Source organism: Brachyspira murdochii DSM 12563 (assembly GCF_000092845.1).
Lineage (GTDB): Bacteria > Spirochaetota > Brachyspiria > Brachyspirales > Brachyspiraceae > Brachyspira > Brachyspira murdochii.
Window position 1 is genome coordinate 1554053 of the sequence record NC_014150.1, and the last position, 21909, is coordinate 1575961.

The 21909-nt window shown below is 26.1% G+C and carries 18 protein-coding genes and 1 tRNA gene; 9 read left to right on the plus strand and 10 right to left on the minus strand.

Annotated features, from left to right (window positions below; translation table 11 throughout):
• Window positions 1-501: 501 nt before the first annotated feature.
• The 3 genes from BMUR_RS06790 to BMUR_RS06800 form a co-directional block, all read right to left on the minus strand.
• A complete protein-coding gene (locus BMUR_RS06790; protein WP_013113861.1) occupies window positions 502-1857 on the minus strand; it encodes a PhoH family protein in 1356 nt (451 codons plus the stop codon).
• A 93-nt stretch (window positions 1858-1950) separates the two neighbouring features.
• A complete protein-coding gene (locus BMUR_RS06795; RefSeq protein ID WP_013113862.1) occupies window positions 1951-4134 on the minus strand; it encodes a DUF262 domain-containing protein in 2184 nt (727 codons plus the stop codon).
• A 19-nt stretch (window positions 4135-4153) separates the two neighbouring features.
• The gene (locus tag BMUR_RS06800) at window positions 4154-5857 is read right to left on the minus strand and encodes a DUF262 domain-containing protein (protein ID WP_222832576.1); all 1704 of its coding nucleotides are present in this window, start codon (window positions 5855-5857) and stop codon (window positions 4154-4156) included.
• 201 nt (window positions 5858-6058) lie between these two features.
• On the opposite strand from BMUR_RS06800, the gene BMUR_RS06805 reads away from it, so the two are divergent.
• Together BMUR_RS06805 and BMUR_RS06810 are read left to right on the plus strand one after the other, a co-directional pair.
• The gene (locus BMUR_RS06805; protein ID WP_008726917.1) at window positions 6059-6646 is read left to right on the plus strand and encodes a DapH/DapD/GlmU-related protein; all 588 of its coding nucleotides are present in this window, start codon (window positions 6059-6061) and stop codon (window positions 6644-6646) included.
• Between the two features lie 27 nt (window positions 6647-6673).
• Window positions 6674-7768 carry an alpha/beta hydrolase gene (locus tag BMUR_RS06810; protein ID WP_013113864.1) on the plus strand — a complete coding sequence of 365 codons (1095 nt, stop codon included), beginning with the start codon at window positions 6674-6676 and terminating at the stop codon, window positions 7766-7768.
• A 181-nt stretch (window positions 7769-7949) separates the two neighbouring features.
• On the opposite strand, the gene BMUR_RS06815 is transcribed toward BMUR_RS06810, so the two are convergent.
• The 3 genes from BMUR_RS06815 to BMUR_RS06825 all read right to left on the minus strand — a co-directional run bounded on the left by BMUR_RS06815 (window position 7950) and on the right by BMUR_RS06825 (window position 9747).
• Window positions 7950-8381: a hypothetical protein gene (locus BMUR_RS06815; RefSeq protein WP_013113865.1), complete on the minus strand. Its 432-nt coding sequence runs from the start codon at window positions 8379-8381 to the stop codon at window positions 7950-7952.
• A 1-nt stretch (window position 8382) separates the two neighbouring features.
• Complete coding sequence (locus BMUR_RS06820) at window positions 8383-8583, minus strand: hypothetical protein (RefSeq protein WP_013113866.1); 201 nt, start codon at window positions 8581-8583, stop codon at window positions 8383-8385.
• Between the two features lie 273 nt (window positions 8584-8856).
• Window positions 8857-9747: a LysR family transcriptional regulator gene (locus BMUR_RS06825; RefSeq protein WP_013113867.1), complete on the minus strand. Its 891-nt coding sequence runs from the start codon at window positions 9745-9747 to the stop codon at window positions 8857-8859.
• Between the two features lie 153 nt (window positions 9748-9900).
• Between BMUR_RS06825 and BMUR_RS06830 the strand changes: the two genes are divergently transcribed.
• A complete protein-coding gene (locus BMUR_RS06830; protein ID WP_013113868.1) occupies window positions 9901-10944 on the plus strand; it encodes an alpha/beta hydrolase in 1044 nt (347 codons plus the stop codon).
• Between the two features lie 42 nt (window positions 10945-10986).
• Here the strand turns inward: BMUR_RS06830 and BMUR_RS06835 are convergent, their stop codons facing one another.
• Together BMUR_RS06835 and BMUR_RS06840 are read right to left on the minus strand one after the other, a co-directional pair.
• The gene (locus tag BMUR_RS06835) at window positions 10987-12783 is read right to left on the minus strand and encodes a methyl-accepting chemotaxis protein (protein WP_013113869.1); all 1797 of its coding nucleotides are present in this window, start codon (window positions 12781-12783) and stop codon (window positions 10987-10989) included.
• Window positions 12784-12895: 112 nt separating this feature from the next.
• Window positions 12896-12967: transfer RNA gene (locus BMUR_RS06840), tRNA-Gly, on the minus strand.
• Between the two features lie 268 nt (window positions 12968-13235).
• Between BMUR_RS06840 and BMUR_RS06845 the strand changes: the two genes are divergently transcribed.
• A complete protein-coding gene (locus tag BMUR_RS06845; RefSeq protein WP_013113870.1) occupies window positions 13236-14369 on the plus strand; it encodes a VWA domain-containing protein in 1134 nt (377 codons plus the stop codon).
• 26 nt (window positions 14370-14395) lie between these two features.
• The gene (locus BMUR_RS06850; RefSeq protein ID WP_013113871.1) at window positions 14396-15526 is read left to right on the plus strand and encodes a tetratricopeptide repeat protein; all 1131 of its coding nucleotides are present in this window, start codon (window positions 14396-14398) and stop codon (window positions 15524-15526) included.
• Between the two features lie 217 nt (window positions 15527-15743).
• Here the strand turns inward: BMUR_RS06850 and BMUR_RS06855 are convergent, their stop codons facing one another.
• Window positions 15744-16628, minus strand: a complete 885-nt coding sequence (locus BMUR_RS06855; RefSeq protein WP_013113872.1) for a fumarylacetoacetate hydrolase family protein — start codon at window positions 16626-16628, stop codon at window positions 15744-15746.
• Window positions 16629-16902: 274 nt separating this feature from the next.
• Between BMUR_RS06855 and BMUR_RS06860 the strand changes: the two genes are divergently transcribed.
• A complete protein-coding gene (locus BMUR_RS06860; protein WP_013113873.1) occupies window positions 16903-17490 on the plus strand; it encodes a thymidine kinase in 588 nt (195 codons plus the stop codon).
• A gap of 86 nt (window positions 17491-17576) precedes the next feature.
• On the opposite strand, the gene BMUR_RS06865 is transcribed toward BMUR_RS06860, so the two are convergent.
• Window positions 17577-18464, minus strand: coding sequence for a DUF438 domain-containing protein (locus BMUR_RS06865; protein WP_013113874.1), 888 nt, complete (start codon window positions 18462-18464; stop codon window positions 17577-17579).
• 196 nt (window positions 18465-18660) lie between these two features.
• Here BMUR_RS06865 and BMUR_RS06870 point away from each other — a divergent pair, with 196 nt between their 5' ends.
• The 3 genes from BMUR_RS06870 (at window position 18661) to BMUR_RS06880 (ending at window position 21884) form a co-directional block, all read left to right on the plus strand.
• The gene (locus BMUR_RS06870; RefSeq protein ID WP_013113875.1) at window positions 18661-19842 is read left to right on the plus strand and encodes an AGE family epimerase/isomerase; all 1182 of its coding nucleotides are present in this window, start codon (window positions 18661-18663) and stop codon (window positions 19840-19842) included.
• Window positions 19843-20002: 160 nt separating this feature from the next.
• Window positions 20003-21085 (plus strand): DNA-methyltransferase, encoded by a 1083-nt coding sequence (locus BMUR_RS06875; protein WP_013113876.1) that lies wholly within the window; start codon window positions 20003-20005, stop codon window positions 21083-21085.
• Window positions 21078-21884, plus strand: a complete 807-nt coding sequence (locus BMUR_RS06880) for a HinfI family type II restriction enzyme (protein WP_013113877.1) — start codon at window positions 21078-21080, stop codon at window positions 21882-21884. Before BMUR_RS06875 ends, BMUR_RS06880 begins: the two co-directional genes overlap by 8 nt.
• The last annotated feature ends 25 nt before the right edge of the window (window positions 21885-21909 follow it).

Sequence of the window (21909 nt, forward strand, 5' to 3'; positions counted from 1 at the left end):
AGATGAAAGTGCAAATTTAAATAACATTTTGGGTGGGTGTGCTTTTGAAGTGATTATCTTATGGATTTAATCAAAGTACATATAAAAAAAATAAAGCTTTTAAATCTAAAAGGGTGGGGATTAGAGTAAAGTTTTAAAATTTATTCTCACCCCCCTCTAAATTTTTTAATACTACCTGTTATTTATAAGTTATTTTTCTTTTTTAGCTTTAACTGTTATTTTGGCTGCCCACCCAAGCGTTTTTTAAATTTGGGATATTATACAACGCACGTATAACGAAATTAAAAATATATATTTTATTTGAAATTAAAATTTTACTATATTATAAAATTTAATTCTACGTGCGGTGAGTTTATTATAAATTTAATTATAACTTTGTAGGTATACTTTTTTATTAAGTAAAAAAATTAATATAATTTTAGTTAAAAATAAAAAAGCATAGATGGCTGTATTTATATAATACCACTCTATGCTTTAATTGTTAATAAATATTAAATAATTTTATAATACATTAGCAGCAAGCTCTGCAAGTTTTGAACGCTCTCCTTTTTCAAGTGTTACAGTACCGCTTAATACTTCTGCTTTTGTGCGGTCTATTAAATAAGTAAGACCATTGTTTCTTTCGTCCAAATACGGAGTGTCTATCTGATGAATATCTCCTGTGAACACTATTTTTGTACCTTCTCCCGCTCTAGTTATTATAGTTTTTATTTCATGAGGCGTTAAGTTCTGAGCTTCATCTACTATAAAATATATTTTATTCAAACTTCTTCCTCTTATATATGCTAAAGGAGATATAACTATCTTTTCATTTTCAAGCATTTTTTTTATGTTTTTGCTTTCATCACTATCATCAGAATGAATATGCTGTATAACAGAAAGATTATCAAATAAAGGCTGCATATAAGGGTCTAATTTGCTATTAATATCACCCGGAAGAAAACCCAAATCTTTATTAGAAAGTGCAACTACAGGACGTGCTAAAAGTATCTGTCTGTACTCTCTTCTCTTGGCTAAAGCAGCTGCAAGTGCAAGAAGAGTTTTACCAGTACCTGCCTTACCCATTATTGTTACTAGAGGTATATCATTATCAAGTAAAACGTCCAAAGCCATAGCCTGCTCTTCATTTCTAGGCTTTATTCCGTAGGCATCAATATTAGTATCAACATGAACTATTGTTTTTGTATCATCTTTATATTTGCCTATTACTGCCTCATCATCTTCTTTTACTCTGTAGCAGAAATATGTATTTGGATATATGGAATGTTCTCCTTTTACTGCTATCTCTTTGTTCTCATTAAGCTCTTTTATATAAATGCGTGCATTATCTCCTGATATACTTTCTATACCTGTAAATAATGATGATAATTTTTCTATCTTATCAGTATTATAGTCTTGTGTGTCAATACCTAAACTTCTAGCCTTCATTCTCATATTAATATCTTTGGTTATGAGAATGACACGCTGATTTTCACATTTTATATTATAGGCACATGATAGTATTTTATGATCTGGAATACTATTTGAAAATATTTTTTTAAAATCATCTCTCTCTTCATTATTAACATCTATAAATACTTTACTTTTATTATCAAGCAAAGCACCTTTTTTAAAAATATCTTTGGTTCCCTGAAGCTCTTCATTTTTCTCTACTATAACATCAAGCTCTCTTATAAACTCTCTGGCATTAAAATTGATTGTATCGCTTCCTTTTTTGAACTTATCAACCTCTTCCAATACTGTAATAGGTATAACTATATTTGTCTCTTCAAAAGAAAATATTGACTTAAAATCATGAAGTATCACATTAGTATCAAATACGAATACTTTTTTATTAGGTATGAAATTTTCTATCATTATTGCAAATCCTTTTCCATTTGTATTTTCAGTATATAATACCGCCTACTTATAGTATGGTACATAAAAATAAAAAAATCAAATTCATTAAAATTATTTTATTAACTTTGCTTCTTTTAATATTCTATTAAATTCAACAAAAATATCAGAACCAATGCCCAAATTTATATTATATTTTTTAGTTCCTATTTTTATTATAGAATTAATACTATCACATATAATTTCTTTGTTTTTAGATTTTATTATTATATCAAAGTAAGAATTTTTATTTCTATTATCTTCATATTTATCATATTTCACTTTATCAGCTTTAAACTCTGAAACTTCTACTTTATCTTTGATATACAAATAGAAAGAATATGATAGTAAATCTATTGATTCTCTTTTACCTTTAGCAGGTGGAAGAAGCAGACAATCTATAATATGATCATTATTATCAAAATGTTTTCTTATTCTTCCACATTTTTGAAATGTTTCTTCTTTGTCTATATATTCAAATAATTTTTTATCTTTTATCAATAAATATTCAAACCATAACTTATTTTTTAAATTTGCATTATTTATAATTGATATTAGTGCTTTTTCAATATCATTTTCTCTATGCAAAATTATTTTATCAAATAATTGTTTTAAATAATTTTTATTTCCAAAATCATTTTTATATCCTGACAGTAACCAATTCCACGCCTCTCTGTCTCTGTATACACTTACTTGAGGTATATTACCATAATAATAATAATAATTTCTAGAATAAAATCCATAATCTCCAAAAATTAACAAAGCTCTTTGAAATAAATTTAGAAAACCATCTTGTTTTATTATTCTATCAATAATTTCAATTGTTAAATTAGTATACTTTGTAAATTTATCAAAATCTTCTTTATTATTTTTTTTACTAAAATCTAATAGAAATCCTACCCAGCCAACTAAAAAATTATTATCGCTTGTTTTATTCAAAATGTCTTCCCAATTATCCCCACCATATCTGCTTTCTAAAATTAGTTTAGCTTTTTTTATTTCTAATTCATATATTTCTGTATGAAAAGAACTCAATTTAGATTTACAAGATAAATATTTATATATATCACTATATCCATTAGATAAATCAGCAAATAAATCATAAAAACTTTTAATATGTTCAGGTTTATCCAATCTATGATTTTCTATAAAATGTCTGCATACTCTGTAATAATCATTAAATATCTTTTTATCAAAATTATCATTATTTAATTTTTTTATAAAAAATAAGAAAGCATAAAAGTAGCATATATCTTTTCTTAATAATTTTATATCATCAAATATTTTAATATTTAAAATATCTTTATATTTATATAATACTTCAATAGCATTATTAAGTAGTTTAATATTCTTATATAATTTTAGTATACTAAAAAAGCTATGATCTATAATTTCAATATTACTATCCAAATAATTTATTAAATCTTTATTAGAAATATTTGAATCGATATGAAAAAACAAAGCAGAATAATATAAGAAAGATAAGGCTCTATTATCAAATTTGTCTTTATTTTTTATGTCAAAAAAATAATCACTCCATAAATTATCTATACTTGCAAGTAAATCATAATGTTCTTTTAAATTTAAATCACTCTCTATATATGCTTTAAGATTTTCGTACTTACTTAATTGCTTTCCTCTGGCATTCATTTTTATATATAATTCTTCACCTAGATCATATTCACCCATATTGAAAATAGAAAAAGTAATATTATCTAAATTATTTTTATATTTATTCAATGTTTGAGTATCTTTATCTTCTATTTTTTTATAAATTAAATCCATCATATTAAGCATAGCTTTTATAGTAGGATCATTGTTTAATTCATCAGTTTTGCCAAAAGTGCCTGTGCTATTTAAAATATATTCTTTGGGATTTACATCTAACTTTAATTCTTTATTTATAAGGTTTTTACAAAATTTATATGAACTTTCTCTTATTCTATATGAAAAATTAGATAATAATTCCTTTATATTATCAAAATCATTATTAATTTTATATATAATTAAATATAAAAGCCATAATGTTGTTACTCTCTGCTGACCATCTATAAGTATAAAATTATTATCTTCTAAATATCCGTAAATAAAATCTATATGTAACTTATTTTGATTACCCTCAAGAACCTCAAATATATTACGCAAAAAAGATTCGGCTATACTAATTTTTGATTTTTTACCTTGTACATAATCTCTTTGAAGCATAGGAATAACAACATTATATTCATTTAATAAATTTTTTAAATTATTTATATTCATGATTTTTTCTCCAATTAGATTATTGTTTGAAAAATATTTGTAATTTTTCAATAATAGCTTTTATATAATACTCTCTGTCTTCTTTTAAAAAATAATCTTTGTTTTTTATTTTATCTGAAAAAAATTTTTCAAATACAAGTTTAGTACATATTGGAATAAGTTTACCCTGCTGACCTAATCTTTCTATTTCCAAACGTTTGCTGCTAAAAATCATATTTCCTATTCTAATATTTGATTGCTTATCTAATAAACATAAATTGCCTATACCATTCAAAGAATCTTCATCTTTGAAATAATTATCTATTTCATCAAACAGTTTCTCATTATATGGATTTTTTTTATTTATTAATTCTTCTATTTTTGGTTTTAGTTCATCACAATATTTGCTTACTTCTTTTAACCAATAAATAATTTTTTCATTATCTTTATTTTTTATATCTTCTTTTATACTCTTTGAATTCTGAGCATAAATATGTTCGATGCTCCACTGTTCTAATTGAAATCTATTAAACTCAAAATACTTATGAGATCCCTCATCTTTTAATAAATAAGCTATATTAAATAAAACAAGTATTTTATAAATTATTTTTTTATGATTTTTATCATTAAAATTTAATTCCCGTAAATCTTCTTCAAAATCATTATCCTTAATTGATTTAAATAAACTAATATTATCTTCTATTGATTTTTTGAGAGATGAAGAGAAATTTATTTTATTCTTATCTTCTATCCATATTTTATAAATATCATTAATATCCATTATATTATTTAATATAAGAAAACCAATGTAATGGAAAATATTTCTCTCTTCACCAATACCATTTTGATCTGATGAAAAACTGTTTAATGTATCTATACAGCTTTCTAAATTTTCCCAAGTTTCTTTTAATTTATTTTCTTTATATAACTTATAAAAATATTCAAATATAGAATAATTTTTATTTTTCATAATAGCTTCAAGATATACTCGAATCCTCAAAAAATCATCATTTAATGTATTATTTTCTTTTGTTATATATCTCTCATCTATCTTTTTTAATACACAATATCTATAATCATTATTATATCTTAATTCTTTTTCTTCGTCATACCATTTTTCAGCTATTTCATCTATATTTTCAATACCATTACTTTTTGAAAGAAATAATGCTTTGATATTTTCCTCATCTAATAATGGAATTTTTCCTATATTGAGTCTTATAAAAACATCTTCCTCTTTTTCATCATATGATATTTCATACCACAATACTTTACAGTTATTAAGTAATATATTATAAAAATTATTCTTATTAACTTTACTGCTGAAAAAATCACTTATATTTTTATATGCCTGAAAAAAATAATAAAAATCAATATTTTTAGCATCATTTTCTTTTTTACTTTGAATATTTTCTAAAAATTCGGAGGATTGCTTTCTAGTTTCATACTCTATTGAAAAGAAAGATTGATTTTGAATATATTTAATTATTAAAAAAATAGTTGTTAATCTTTGCTGCCCATCAATAACAATATATTTATCTTTATATTTTTTTACAACTATGGGTTGTAGAGAATAAAAATCATTATCACTTTCTTTATAATTAATAAAATCTGTAATATCTCCTAATAAAGCATTTACTTCATTATCCCATCTATAACCTCTCTGATAACTTGGTATAAAAAAATTTTTATTTGATAACTCATTAATAGGAATAAATCCATTTTCTATTGTTTCTAATTTCACTATTATACCCCAAACTATTTTAAATATCATTATATATATTAATATCAAATTAATCAATAATATATAATATTAACTATATTTATTAATCTAAATAATAAAATTATACTTTTTAGGTATAAAAATATATAACACATAATTATTTGATATAATTTAATTTTTCTGTAAAATACAAATAAATCAAAAACATAAGGAAAAACTAAAATGAATATGGAAGAGTTTATTAAATACTGCAAAGAGGGCAATCCCATATCAAGCGAAGATAAAGAATTATCACCGCTTTTATATGAATGCTCACAAAATGCAATAAAAATCACTATGGAAATCAATAATAAATATCATACTACAGATGAAGTAAGAGAATTATTTGAAGAGCTTACAGGAGAAAAAATAGATAAAAGTTTCACATGCTTTCCTCCATTTTATACTGACTTTGGAAAGAACATAAAGATAGGAAAGAATGTATTTTTCAACTGCGGCTGTTCTTTTCAGGATAGAGGAGGCATTGTCATAGGAGATAATGTATTTATAGGAATGAATGCCACTATTTCAACACTCAATCATGGAATAGAAGTAGAATACAGAAGTATAACTTACCCAAAAAAAGTAGTAATTGGAAATAATGTATGGATAGGTTCAGGGGTACATATACTTTCTGGAGTAACTATAGGTGATAATTCTATAATAGCAGCAGGAGCTTTGGTTAATAAAGATGTGCCTTCAAATGTGATAGTAGGAGGTATGCCTGCTAAAATTATAAAAGAAATAAATAGATTAAAAATAGCAAATTAAATAAAAAATTAAAATAAAGGAGAAAATATGAAAAAAACAATATCATCAATTTTATTATTACTAGCATTTATAATTTCTTGTAATAATAACAGCACACAAAATAATAATTCACAAAAAGGAGATAATATGGACAGCAGAGTATTCACAGTTTACACAAATATTGAAATGAAAGAAGTAAGATTCAAAAATCGCTATGGTATAGAGATAGCAGGACATTTATATTTGCCTCAAGACTACAGTAACAAAAAAAATCCTGCATTGGTAGTGTCTGGACCATTCGGAGCAGTTAAGGAACAGGCATCTGGTTTATACGCTCAGGAAATGGCTGTCAATGGTTTTGTAGCATTAGCTTTTGACCCATCTTTTACAGGTGAAAGCGGGGGAGAAGTTAGAAACAATGCTTCACCTGATATATTCACAGAAGATTACAGTGCTGCTGTAGATTATTTAGGGCTTCTTGATTATGTAGACAGAAACCGTATCGGAGCAATAGGTATATGCGGACTTTCTGGTATGGCTATAACTGCTGCTGGTACTGATACTAGAATTAAGGCTGTTGCTGTAGCTTCAATGTATGATATGTCAAGAGATATGAGCAAAGGACATCAAGACTATTATACAAAAGAGCAAAGAAGAAAAATAAGAGAGTATTTAAGCGAGCAGCGTTGGAAAGATGCTGAAAATGGAAATTATGCTTTAGGTAATCATGAGCCTACTTTCGATGCAAATAATAATATACAGGCTTCTGCAATGGTTGTACCTGAAGAGCTTCCAGAAAATGCAGACCCAGTATTTGCTGCATTTTACAACTATTATGCAAAAAGAGCTTATCACCCTCGTGCGATAAACTTCGTTACTTCTTGGACTGCTACTATGCCTTTTTCTTTCTGGAACTTTAATTTGATGGATAATCTTGGGGATTTGGATACTACTCCTGTACTTTTAATAGCAGGCGACAGAGCACATTCAAGATATTATTCTGAAGATGTTTATAATGAAATATCTGGAAATAATAAAGAATTAGTAATAATAGAAGATGCAGACCATGTTTCATTATATGATGACATGTCAAAAATACCTTTTGAGAAAATAACACAGTTTTTTAATGCCAATCTAAAATAATATACAGCTATTATCATTAACTAATAAAACTCTCAAGTATTAATTTGCTTGGGAGTTTTTGTCATATATGTTTGAAATTTAACTATTTTTATCAATTTCAAGTTCTTCTAAATATTTAAAAGCATAAGGAAAATATGAATAATTTTTAGTAACAAGTATTTATTTTTATATTATAAAAATATTATTCATCAGAATTTCTACCTTTTCTATAACCTACACCATATCCGCCAAATCCTCCGCCTATAGTACCTACAGCAAAACTTATAATTGGCGGAATAACTATTTTTAAAAATTCAGTATTATCTTTAAAAATAATGAGTATTGATAATATTAATAATACAAAAATTACAGTTAAAGATATTGCTAGAATCAAAATAAATTTTCTCTCATCTTTTCTGTCATCATTTTTACATTTTATAGTTTCTTTTTCAACTTCTATCATATTATCTATATTTTTTTCAGATAATTTTACTATAGGGTTAGAAGATTGCATAACCATAGATAGAGTTCTTTTTATCTGACCGTTTATTATTGAAGTTTTAGCATTTTTATCAATAATATTTTGGTTTTGTTCTTTACTAGAATTATCTTTATTATTTTTATTATTAGACATATTACTTTTCTATTGCTCTTTTGATTATTTTATTATATGTAGGAATTATATATTTTTCTATAGAATTATTAATTTGTTTTTGTGCTATTCTGCTATAGCAAAAACTTACGATAGTGTTAAAATCATTTTGAGTTAATTCTTCTCTATGTTTCAAAGCGAGATTAAGTAATTTTTTTTCTTCTTTTGTGTTATTAGAATACATAATCCCTCCTTTATATTTATAAATATATCGGAAATATATAAATTTCCTCTATATAAATTTTAGCATAAAAATAATATTTGTCAAGTGAATCATTTTCTATACAGTATATTTAATCACTATATATTATAGCTATATTTATCAATTCTCTTATAAACCTCATCAATACTGCCTTTAAGCTCAATAGCCTTTCCAATAACAATAGTAACTTTATTCATGCTATACTGTTTGGAGAATTATATAGCTTTATAATTAGAAAATTTAATAACAAATATCTTACAAAAAACTTTTATTCATTCTTTCCAAAAATATTTTTGAAGCCCTTGAAAACTCCTGATTTTTCTTCCATACAACATTAAGCCCAGATTCCAATTTAGGCTTTAAAGGTAAAAAACATATATCTTCATTATGCATATTATCCATAAGTCTGTCTAAAGCAAAAGCATAACCCATACCCTCTCGTACCATAATCAGGGCATTATAAATAAGATTATAAGTAGCTGTTATATTCAAACTGCTGAAACTTACTCCTAACCATCTTAAAAAATCATTATTTTTCATCTCATCTTGAATAGTCTGTCTTGATACTATTAGAGGAATATTAAGAATATCCTTTTTTACTATATACTTTTTTTGTGCCAGCTTTGAATCTCTTCTCATAATAAGCCCCCAAGTATCTTTTGCAGGCATTTTTAAATAATCGTACTTTGACAAATCAGCTGGATCTATCAATACCCCGAAATCTAATAATCCTTTATCGAGCTTCTCTGTAATATCTTCAGAGTTTCCGCTGTAAATATTATATCTTATATGCGGATAGTCTTTTTGCATATCCCGCATAATAGAGGCAAGCAATGCAATAGCCCAAGTCTCCCCTGCCCCTATAAATATATCGCCTGCTATTAATTCATCAGTAAAATTGAACTCAGCCCTTGTTTTATCTATCATATTTAATATTTCTTCAGCTCTTTTTTTAAGTAAAATACCCTCTGGAGTAAGCTCTATATTATTATGTTTTCTTTCAAATAATTTATGTCCTATATCTCTTTCTAGAATGTTTATCTGACGTGATAAATTAGGCTGTGTTAAATTGAGATATTTTGCTGCCTTTGTGATGTTTCCCTCTCTTACTGTAGTTAAAAAATATTTTAAAGCTCTTACTTCCATATATTTAAATCTCCTTTATTTTTATAATAATACAAAATTATTCATTTTTAATCAATACCTAAAAAGTATATATATTCATAATCAATAAATATTTGCTATAGTTTATTAATTATTATATTCTATGACTATAACAATTAAACGGAGGATATTATAATGTTTAAAAATATTTTAAAAAGAGCTTTATTATTTTCAGCATATATGCTTTTTCCTATAGGAAGCATCATGGCACAGAACAATACATTACAATGGGATAAAACTTTTAAAAAGAGCGATAAAATAAATGTAAAAAAAGTATCATTTTATAACAGACTAGGTATAAATATAGCAGCTGACTTATACACACCTGTAAATATTAATACCAATCAAAAATATAAGGCATTAGTTATAGGAGGTCCGTACGGAGCAGTAAAAGAACAGGCTGCCGGAGTATATGCTCAGGCTATGGCAGAGAGAGACTTTATTGCTATAGCGTTTGATGCATCATACAATGGGGAAAGCGGAGGATCTCCTCATTATACAGCTTCACCGGAGGCATTCGCAGAAGATTTTAGTGCCGCAGTAGATTTTATAGGTTCATTAAACTATGTTGACAGAAACAAAATAGGAGCTATAGGAATATGCGGAAGCGGAAGTTTTGTTTTAAGTGCAGCTAAAATTGACAGCAGAATAAAAGCAATAGCTGCAGCAAGTATGTATGATATGGGAAGAGTAGCACGAAACGGAATGTATGATTCTTTAACTGATGAAGACAGAAAAAAAATGATTGAAGCAGTTTCCATGCAAAGATGGAATGAATATAATGGCGGAGAAAAACAATTTCAAATAGGTACTCCTGAAAATATAGATGAAAACGCTCCAGATATAGTAAAAGAGTTCTACAGTTATTATCGTACAAAGAGAGGTTTTCACCCTCGTGCCACAACTGCTATGTCTGTTATAAGCAGCATCAGCTTAATGAATTATTACCCTTTAGAGAATATTGACATTATATCACCAAGACCAATGCTTTTTATAGCAGGAGAAAAAGCTCATTCAAGATATTTCAGCGAAGATGCGTATAAAAAAGCTAAAGAACCAAAAGAGTTAATCATAATACCTAATGCTAATCATGTTGATCTATATGATAGAACAGATTTAATACCTTTTGATAAACTAGCAGATTTTTTTAATACTAGCTTAACAAATAAAAATAATTAAAAAATACTATTAATAGGGCTCTTAAAAAAGCCCTATTATATTTTAAACATGAAGTTTGAAATATTCAAGTTCTGAATAAACATTATCAGTTCCGTCAGCAACTTCTCTTCCTAGTACAGCACTGTCATGCACAAGATTAGCATTTTCCTGAGTAATTTTATTTAATTCATTCATAGCAAGAGCAATTTCCTTAACACTTCCCTCTTCATCAGATACCGCATTATGCAAATCAACAAGAACATTAGATACTTCTTTTGCTGAGTTTTCTATATTTAAAAGCACATCAAGAGAATGTTTTACAGATTCATTTCCAGTCTCTATTTTGGATACAGTATTTTCTATTATATCAGTAATCTTACCAGCCGCATCATTAACATTCTGTGCAAGCGAACGTATTTCAGAAGCAACAACGGCAAATCCCTTACCCTGCTCACCGGCACGTGCTGCCTCTACTGCGGCATTAAGAGATAATATATTAGTCTGAAAAGCTATTGACTGTATAAGTTTAATAATATCTGATATCTCTTTACTCGATTCTGATATATCAAGCATATTATTTGAAATTTGAGTTACAGCTTCAACTCCTGCCTTTGTTTCTTCAGCTACTTTATTGCTCATATCTTTTACATCATTAGTATGCTTTGAAGTATCCGATATTGAGGAAAACAAACTTTCTATAGAACCGCTTACCTCTTCTATAGCTGCTGCCTGTGATGAAGTTCTATCTGATAAATTATCTATTCCGTTTGATATCTGACCGCTTGAATTATTAATAGAAGACATATGCATTTTTATTCCAGAAACTATTGAAGATATTTTGTTTTGCATATCATTAACAGAATTAACCAAATGACCAGACTCATCCTGTAAAGCTAAATCATTTTTATCGAATACGCTATTAAAATTACCGTCTTTCATTAAATCTATTATTTTTATAGTATTTTTTAAAGGCTTAACTATTTTTCCTACAAGAAGCCATTCCAAAAGAAGTATAAGAAGCATAACAATAAATACAGCAAGCATCAAAAGTCTAAACTGATTATGAACTATACTAGCATCGCCTTTAAATATCAAAACCCAAGGAGCATTATCTGTTTTTTCTATAGCATACCATTCATTACCTTTTATCTTTATTTCGCCTATATGTGAAGTGAGATTTCCTTTAAACTCAGCAAACATAGGATCTTTAAATAAATTATTATTTTCATTTAAGACATAATCACTTTTTTCATGTGTCATATATATACCATTTTCTGATACTATATAAAAACTTCCGTTAAAATGCTTCTTTACGTCCTCCATGATTTTATTCATATTTATAAAGTCTATAGCAAATACTCCTTTTAAACTGCCGTTTGTATATATTGCCTTGCTGAATGTAATTGTAAGCTCATTAACTGCAAAATCTATATATGGATCACTTATTACTATATCTCTAGTTTTAAGTGCATCTATATACCAAGGTCTTGAAGTCTGATTATAAGTACGTGGATATTCTTCTAAAGTATTTATATATATGCCTCCTTCAGAATATGGAACAGTATCTCCAAAGTACATATTTAAATACCCATCATTAGATTTTTCTACATTTGTAATAAACTTTCCAAAACTTATTAAATCAGGATTTGCTTCTAAATTATTAACTATTAGATTAACTGTATTTTTTATTTCTCTTATATAGCCTTCTGTTTCATTTTTAGCATTTATGGTCTGAAAATATTTTTCATTCAAGAATTTAGACTTATAAACTGGCTTATAAAATATATAAAATGCAAAAAAAGCAATAAATAAAAATATAGAAAATATGCTTAAAAATTTAAACATTAATCCTTTTCTCATACATGAATCTCCATAAGTGTATAGACTAATTAAAAACCAAAAATATTGTAAAGAAGATAGTAATAAAAAATTATTTGTTATATAGAGAGTTAAAGAAATAAAATAAATTATGAGCGGGCGAACGGAATCGAACCGTCATCTTTAGATTGGAAGTCTAAGGTAATAACCATTATACGACGCCCGCGTTTTTTAAGTGTTAAAATTATAGCATAACAATAAAAAAAATCAATAGCATGGCTAATATTTTTATAAAAATTAACGCATGTTAAACTTATTCTTATATATGAAATAAATTATATTTGTTCATCAAACTATATTAAAAAAATTTCTTCTACGTGCGTTTTGTAAAACCTTAAATGAAAAAATTATTAATTAAAAAGTATAAAAAAATCAAAATAAATAAACTTATAAAGAATATTGATTTTTTATATATTTATTTATATTATAATAATATGAATATAAGAGATGATAAACAAAATTTAAATAGATGGCGTCTAATATTAGGAAGTTTTGCCGAGGATAATTTAAAACTTGACAGTGAATATACTGAAATAGATTCAGCATTAGGCTTTTTATATGACAGAGAATACAGTAAAGAAGCAGGCTATGCCGACTTTGAAAATGATAAAAATAGAGGCGGAAGAGGAAAAAGCAATTTAACTATTCCATCTTGGGTTTCTAAAGTAAAAAAATTGTTCCCTAAAAAAACTGTTGAAATAATGCAGACTCAGGCATTAGAAAAATATAAGCTTACAGAGATGATAACTGATGAGGATATTTTAAAAGAAATGGAACCTAATATGGAGCTTTTAAAAAATGTTCTCACTTTTAAAGATATGATGAACGGCAATGTAAAAAAACTTGCTTATGGTATAGTAAGAAAAGTTGTTGAAGATATTAAAAAGAAAATGGAAAGCGATATTAAAAAAGTATTTTATGGAAAAAAACTTCCTAACTCTACAACACAAAATAAAATATTCAAAAACCTTGATATAAAAAAAACAATACGTAATAATCTTAAAAATTATAATATCGTAGATAAAACCATTTTTGTTGATAAATTATACTTCAATCAAAATATAAAAAAGTATAATCCTTGGCATATAATAATACTTATAGATGAAAGCGGTTCTATGCTTGATTCAGTTATATATTCTTCGATAATGGCTTCTATATTTTCTAATATTCCCTATTTGTCTGTAAAACTTGTAATATTTGATACATCTATTGTAGATTTATCAGATCAAGTTAAAGATCCTATAGAAGTATTGTTTAAAGTGCAATTAGGAGGCGGTACTGATATATCATTAGCTTTAGAATATGCTAAAAAAATCACAACTGTACCCGATAAAACAATAGTTCTTCTTATAAGTGATTTATACGACTATAATTATAAACATATGTACAAAAGTGCTAATGATATAATAGAATCAAGGTCAAAACTTTTTGTACTTCCAGCTTTGGACTATAATGCTAATGCAAGTTATGATAAAGAGGCAGCAAAACAGTTTGCAAAAATGGGGGCTAAAGTTGCAGCTATTACACCTGATGAGCTATCAAAGTGGATAAGTACAGTAATATCTTAAAGTATTAAAAAGAGGTTTAGGAATATATGGAAATTATTAAATATCTTTTTACTAAGCATATTGAGAAATGCAGAAATATATTAAATGAAATTAATACTGATGCAGAAGAATTAAAAAATTATGCTGATAAGGCAAATGATTTTTTAAATACTATAGATATGGAAAATTATACTAGCTTTAATGAGTTTAATAAATATATAGAAAATCTAAACTCATCTTTTACAGCAGATATTTATATAAATAAATTAGAAACATTTTCTTATAATGAAAATTTTGTTAATGATATATATAAGCATTCAGCAAAGTATTTAAAATCTTTGGATAAATTAATTTCGCTTTCAAAAGAAGATTTTGAAAGCTATAAAACAGAACTTTATAAACATAGAGGAGATGTAGAAACAGATTTGAACCTATATGATGAAGCTATTGAAGATTATAAAAAGGCATTAGAACTTAATCCCAACTATATCGAAGCTAAAAAAGCATTGGAAGAAGCAGATAGAAAATTAAAAGAATATAATCTGAATAAATCATTTGATAATTACTATATAGAAGGTGTTAATTACTATAATAAAAAACAATTTGAAGATGCATTAAAAACGCTTAATAAAGCTATAGAATTAGATCCAAATAAAGCTAAAGCATACCTTTACAGAGGAGTATCCCAATTAGTTATGGGAAGAAATGAAGAAGCTATAAAAGATTTTGACAAGGCTATAGAGTTAGACCCAAATTATCCAAAGTTTTACTTATATAGAGGACATTCTAAAAATCTGCTAAAAAAATATGAAGAGGCTGTAAAAGATTTTGATAAGGCTATAGAATTAGATTCTAATTATGCTAAAGCGTATATGTATAGAGGAGTATCAAAATTGGGATTAAATAAATATGAGGAAGCTATTAAAGATTTTGATAAAACTATAGAATTAAATCCTAATTATATAGATGCTTACTATCACAGAGGTCTTTCAAAACTCGGTCTAAACCAAAATGATGAAGGTATTGAAGACTTTGATAAAATAGCAGAACTTAATCCAGACAATTCATTCGTTTATTTTGTAAGAGGCAATATTAAAAAAAGTTTAAACAAAGATGAAGAAGCCTTAAAAGATTTTCAGAAATATGAAGAGCTTGAAAAACAAAATAGCCAAATATAATTTTTTAATATTAGGCTTGTTTGAAAACTATTTTGTAATTTTTAAAAAATTACAGATGCTATTAAATCTATTTTATAAAAATACTTTAATTTTTATCTAGGCTTTCACTATAGATATTATACTGAAAATAATAAATAGTATTAAATAATACTAATTATAATATCAACTTCTAAAATATTGCCGCTTTAAATTAAAAAATATATAAAAACTGCATTTTTTATTCTACAAAATTTATAAGCTCTCCTATCCCTTCTATAGAACATGTTATTTTATCTCCATGCTTCATATATTTAGGAGGATTAAATGACATTCCCACTCCTCCGGGAGTGCCTGTTGCTATAATATCGCCCGCTTCTAATGTCATACCTTTTGATATATCCGAAACCAAATAATTTATATTATGTATCATATATTTCGTATTTGATGCCTGTCTTACTTCATCATTTAAAATACTTTTTACTTCAAGCGGGAATTTTATATCATCTTTATAAACTATACAAGGTCCCATAGCACTATAAGCATCTAAACTTTTTCCTTTATACCACTGAGAATGGCATTTTTGTATATCCCTAGAAGATATATCATTAAAAATACTGTATCCGAATATATAGTCATTAACTTCTTCAGCCTTTATATCTTTTGCAGTTTTACCAATAATAACAGCAAGCTCAACCTCATAATCAAGGCATTCATCTAAATCAAATCTTCCTTTTATTTTATCCCCAAGCCCTATAATCTCTATAGCACGTTTAGAAAAATATACAGGTGCTTTAACTTCTTTAAAATCTTTCATATCTTTTTTTATTTCAGATAAATGATCATTATAATTAACCCCAACACATATAATATCATGAATAGGTTTTCTTATAGGCGAAAGTATCTGTACATTTTCAAGCGAATAAGAACGGGGACAATTCTCTTCAGCATATCTTAATTTTTTTAGTACATCATCATTCATCATTTTTATTAACTTAATCATAGGATTATCATTTGCTTTAAAGTCAGGTATTATTTCATTTATGGCTATTACTTTTTTTTCATCCTTACTTAATATGCCGATAGATTCTGTGTTATTCCATTCTACAAAAGATACAAATTTCATTTACTGCTCCGTTTATAAAAATTGCAAAACGAACATTATTGCAGCTTAAAAGTAAAGCTGTATATTAAAAAATTAATGATGTTTTAAGACAATTTTTAAAAAGTTTTTTAATTTATAATAGTGTTTGCTATATTATAATAGATTTATCATTGTTTTTCAATATGCTGTAATTGTTTTAAAATTATTTTTAAAGCGATGTTATAGTTTGATATATACACAATTAAATGATATAATAAAAAACTATATTTATAATAATTACGGATTTTTCTTTAGTATGAATCATTTAATCACAGGACCAATGTTTGCCGGAAAGTCTAAATATCTGATAAAGACATTAGACTATCTCTTAATGGAAAATAAAGACATAAAAATATTATTTATATACCCTGCTGTTTCTTTCCGAGGATATTTCTGCCGGGATAAAAACGTTTACTTAGATAAAAGAATCGATATAATTACTGAAGAAGAAATTGAAAAATATTTAGGAAGCAATATAGAAAATATTTACAAATATATTTCAAAGTATAACGTTATAGGTATAGATGAGTTTTGCTTTTTAAAAGAACCTAACATATTTGCTGATTTGATGAAAATGTGCAGTAATGATAATATAGACTTCTGTGTTGCTTCTCTTGATATGGATTATAAAAGAAATTATTGGGAAAGTGTATCAAATCTTATAGAAGAGGATTTAATAGATATTCATACAAAAGTATTTGGTAAATGCGAATGCGGAAGAAAGGGTATATATTCAAAGAGAATAGTAAAAGATGTTGATAGAGTTGTAATTGGAGATGATATATATAAATGCGTTTGCCGATACTGCTATGAAGGCGAAGATGAAGAAAAATTTGATTTATGATAATAATGCTGATATTAAAAAAGAAAAAAGAATAAAATACTGCAAAAATGTTATAAACATTCTCCGCAGTATTCTTATTGATAAACTTAAGAATTTTTACTATACTTACTTTCTATATCCTCAAAATCTTCTTTAGATAAAGTATCAATGCAAAGCGGTATAAGAATGTTTTCTTCTTTAAATATCATGTCTAAAATACTAGCATTTATCTCTTCGTATTTTTCTTTTAAATCATCACTATTTAAATTGCTGTCTATAATATATTTTAAACTTTCAAGTATATCTTTGTCTACCCTTGTCATTACCTTTGAAGGCTCATCATTGCCGTATGACTTCAAAGCTTTAAATAATATGCTCTCTTTTTTATAGTAATGACGGCTTAACTTTTTATACAAAATATTAATACTGCTAATATCATTTAATAATTTTTCTATATATCTATTTTCTTTTTTAAATATATTTATAATATTATAATTGTTTGTAATATTACAATTATCAATAGCATCTCTCAAAAGTAAAGTACGTATATAAAAAAAGCGTTTAGCCTCATCTATACTCATACCGCTATTTATAAGTTCATGCATAGCATTATGAACCTCTTCAGCTGATACTTTAAATAATTTCTTCTCAAAGTCTATTTTTATGCTATCAATATTTTCACCATTATGAAGCCTTACTATAAGAGATTTTAATACTTCATTTCTTTCATCTATAGTTTTATCTGTATTTTTGATGTAAGTATTCAAGCCAATATCAAATCCGTATTCATTAAGTTTGTCCTTAATATCTTTAATATCAATATCTTTCATTTTTAAAGCATTATTAATAGTCATAAACTTTGATATGGTATTAAACATTATTGGATTTTTTATCTTATCAAATCCCAAATCATATAAAGCATCTTTTAATTTTGGATATTTAGTGCATAAATTATATATAGATTCATTAATATTAATATATTCTAAAGTTATCATTATGTTCTCCTTATATTTGTTAGATTATTCTAACTTATTTTATGCTATTATCAAAAATTGTCAATAATTATTTACAATATATATATTAAAAACCTGATAAAATTTTCTTTTTATTGTTGATTTTATAATATCAATCTGTTAATATTAACATATTATTTTATTAATAAAATCTCATTTTGATTTTAAGGATTTTTTTATGAGCAATTTAAACGAAGTAAAAAATGAGTATCTTCATATGCTAAAAGACAATGTTATACCATTTTGGCTTAAAAACGGTCTGGATAAAAAGCATGGCGGATACTACACTGCCTTAGACAGAAAAGGAAACCTTATAGAAAGCGATAAATCCGTATGGTTTCAGGGAAGATTTGCTTGGGTATTATCTACTCTTTACGCTGATTTTGAAAAAAAAGAAGAATATTTGGAAGCTGCAAAATTGGGAATAGACTTTTTGGAAAAATACTGTTTTGATAAAGACGGCGACGGAAGAATGTTTTTCAGAGTAACTGAAGATGGTAAGCCAATTATAAAAAGATTAAGATACTACTACTCAGAAACATTCTGTCTTATAGCTATGGCTGCATATTCAAGAGCCAGCGGAGATAAAAGCTATGCTAAAAAGGCAAGAAAAATATTGGACGATATAGACAGATATCAAAAAGAAGGTCTTTTAATTCCTAAAGTAAATCCTGTAAACAGACCTACTATAGCTTTCGGACCTCCTATGATAATGCTTGCTACTGTTCAGGAATTAAGAAAAGCTGATCCTGAAAATAAAGATTATTATAATAAATATATAGATAATCTTTTGTCTAATATTCAGTTATTTTTGTATGAAGAGAAAAAGGCAGTATTGGAGCAATGTAATCCGGACGGCACTTTGCAAGATCACTTTGAAGGAAGACTATTAAATCCAGGTCATGCTATAGAATCATCTTGGTTTATATTAAGAGAGTCTATAGAAAGAGGACATGATGAAAAATTAAAAGCCCTAGGACTAAAAATATTTGACTGGATGTGGGAATGGGGCTGGGATAAAGAGTACGGCGGTATTATTCAGTATATGGACGTACTTGGAAAACCTAAAAGTGAATATCATCATGACATGAAATTCTGGTGGCCTCAGACTGAAGCTGCTATTGCTGCTTTATACTGCTATTATTTTACTAAAGATGATAAATATTTGGAAAAGCATGACATGGTTAAAGAATACACCAAAAAATTTATTGATACAGAATATGGTGAGTGGTTTGGATATCTTCACAGAGACGGAAGAATATCTACAGACTTAAAAGGCAACATGTATAAAGGACCTTTCCATATACCTAGAATGTACATGAAATGTGTTGAAATAATAGATGCTATTAATGCAAAATAATTTTTAAAATATAGTTAAATTCGAGGCTAGGCTTTTTTATTAGTACCTAGCCTTTTTATTTTTTTATTGCTATATATATACTATAGTAAATAAATTTGTAATTTTACACGCTATAGGTTACAATATCTGTACTATTTTAATTTTCAAGGTTTTTTATTCAATGTATATTATTGATGATATAAAAAATACAATTATAAAAGGCGATGCATTAGAAGAATTAAAAAAAATACCAGATGATAGTATAGATTTAATATTTGCAGACCCCCCATATTATATGCAAACAGAAGGTGAACTTTTAAGAACTAACGGAACTAAATTCAGCGGTGTTGATGATGAATGGGATAAGTTTAAAAATTTTGAAGATTATGATAATTTTTCTATAAATTGGTTAAAAGAATGCAGAAGAGTATTAAAAATTACAGGAAGTATTTGGGTTATAGGCTCATTTCAGAATATATTCCGCATAGGTAAAATAATGCAGGATTTAGGTTTTTGGATACTCAATGATATAATATGGAGCAAAACAAATCCAGTACCCAATTTTGGAGGAACTAGATTCTGCAATGCTCATGAAACTTTAATTTGGTGCGGAAAAAATAAAAATACTAAATATACTTTTAACTATAAAACTATGAAACATCTAAATAATGATAAGCAGGATAAAAGTATATGGAATATATCTCTTTGTACAGGTAATGAAAGATTAAAAGATAAAGACGGAAATAAAGTACATTCTACACAAAAACCAGAAGAGCTTTTATTTAAAGTAATACTTTCTTCTTCAAAACCAAATGATATAGTTTTAGATCCTTTTTTTGGAACAGGAACTACAGGAGCAGTTGCTAAAAGACTTTCTAGAAATTATATAGGAATAGAAAGAGAAGATAAATATATATACTACGCAAAAGATCGTATAAAAAATACAAATGTAGAAATGACAGATTTAATAAATCTTGATTATGAAGTGAAGCCCCCTAAAGTTCCTATAAAGAATCTTATTGAAAAAGGATATTTGAAAGTTAATCAAGTTCTATACAGTAAGAAAGGAGATGAGGTTTGTAAATTGAATGAAAATGGAAATGTTGAAAATGAACTTGGAAATTTTTCTATACATCAAATGAGTGCAAAACTTCAGAATTTATCTAAATATAATGGCTGGAATTATTTTTATATATATTATAAAGATAAATTTATATCTATAGATGAATTAAGATATATTTATATTGGAGATAATCATGAATAGCAATATAAAAAATATTATAAATCAGGCTGTATATAATATCATAAATAATTCTGCCTCAGATAATAAAATAATTGAATTAAATAAAAAGCATAATGTTAAAATACACTTTATACCAAAAAGATATAGAATATTTGGCGGATTACTTCAAAGTATGAATATACAATTTGGCAATTTTATTGAAGAACTTATGAAAGTAATTATCTCAAATGAAAAAAGATATAAAATTATAGATGAATACAGCGGCAAAAAAAGCAATAATTTTTATATTTCTAAGTCAAATGAAACTAGAATAGATAATTATATAACCAGCTGTCAAACTACCTCAAACACTGATGAACAGTTAGAAGTTTCATTTAAAAATCTGCAAAAAGAAATTATAAATGATATAAATAATAATAAAGAAAATATAAATAATTCATTTAAACATGATATAGACCTGCTTTTTGAAGATAAAGAAACCAATATTATTTATTATCTTGAAATTAAATATAATGATGATCATGACACAGGTAAATTTGTTGATATAAACAGAAAATTTATAAAAACTTTTGCATATCTTGTAAATGAGCTTAAAACAAAAGAAATTATACCAATATTATTCTTTTTTAATAATAAGAGAATGAAAGGAAACATTTATATACCAGAAAATACTAATATACGAAGAGGAAAACAATTTTTTGAGAAGTTTTTATCAATAAAATATGATGATGTAGACAGTTATTTGCAAAATCTATCAGAAAGTAATGAAGTAATAGAAATGTTTGACAATTTATACAAAAAAGTTATGGAATTAAAATAATAATAAACTATATACGATAATAAGA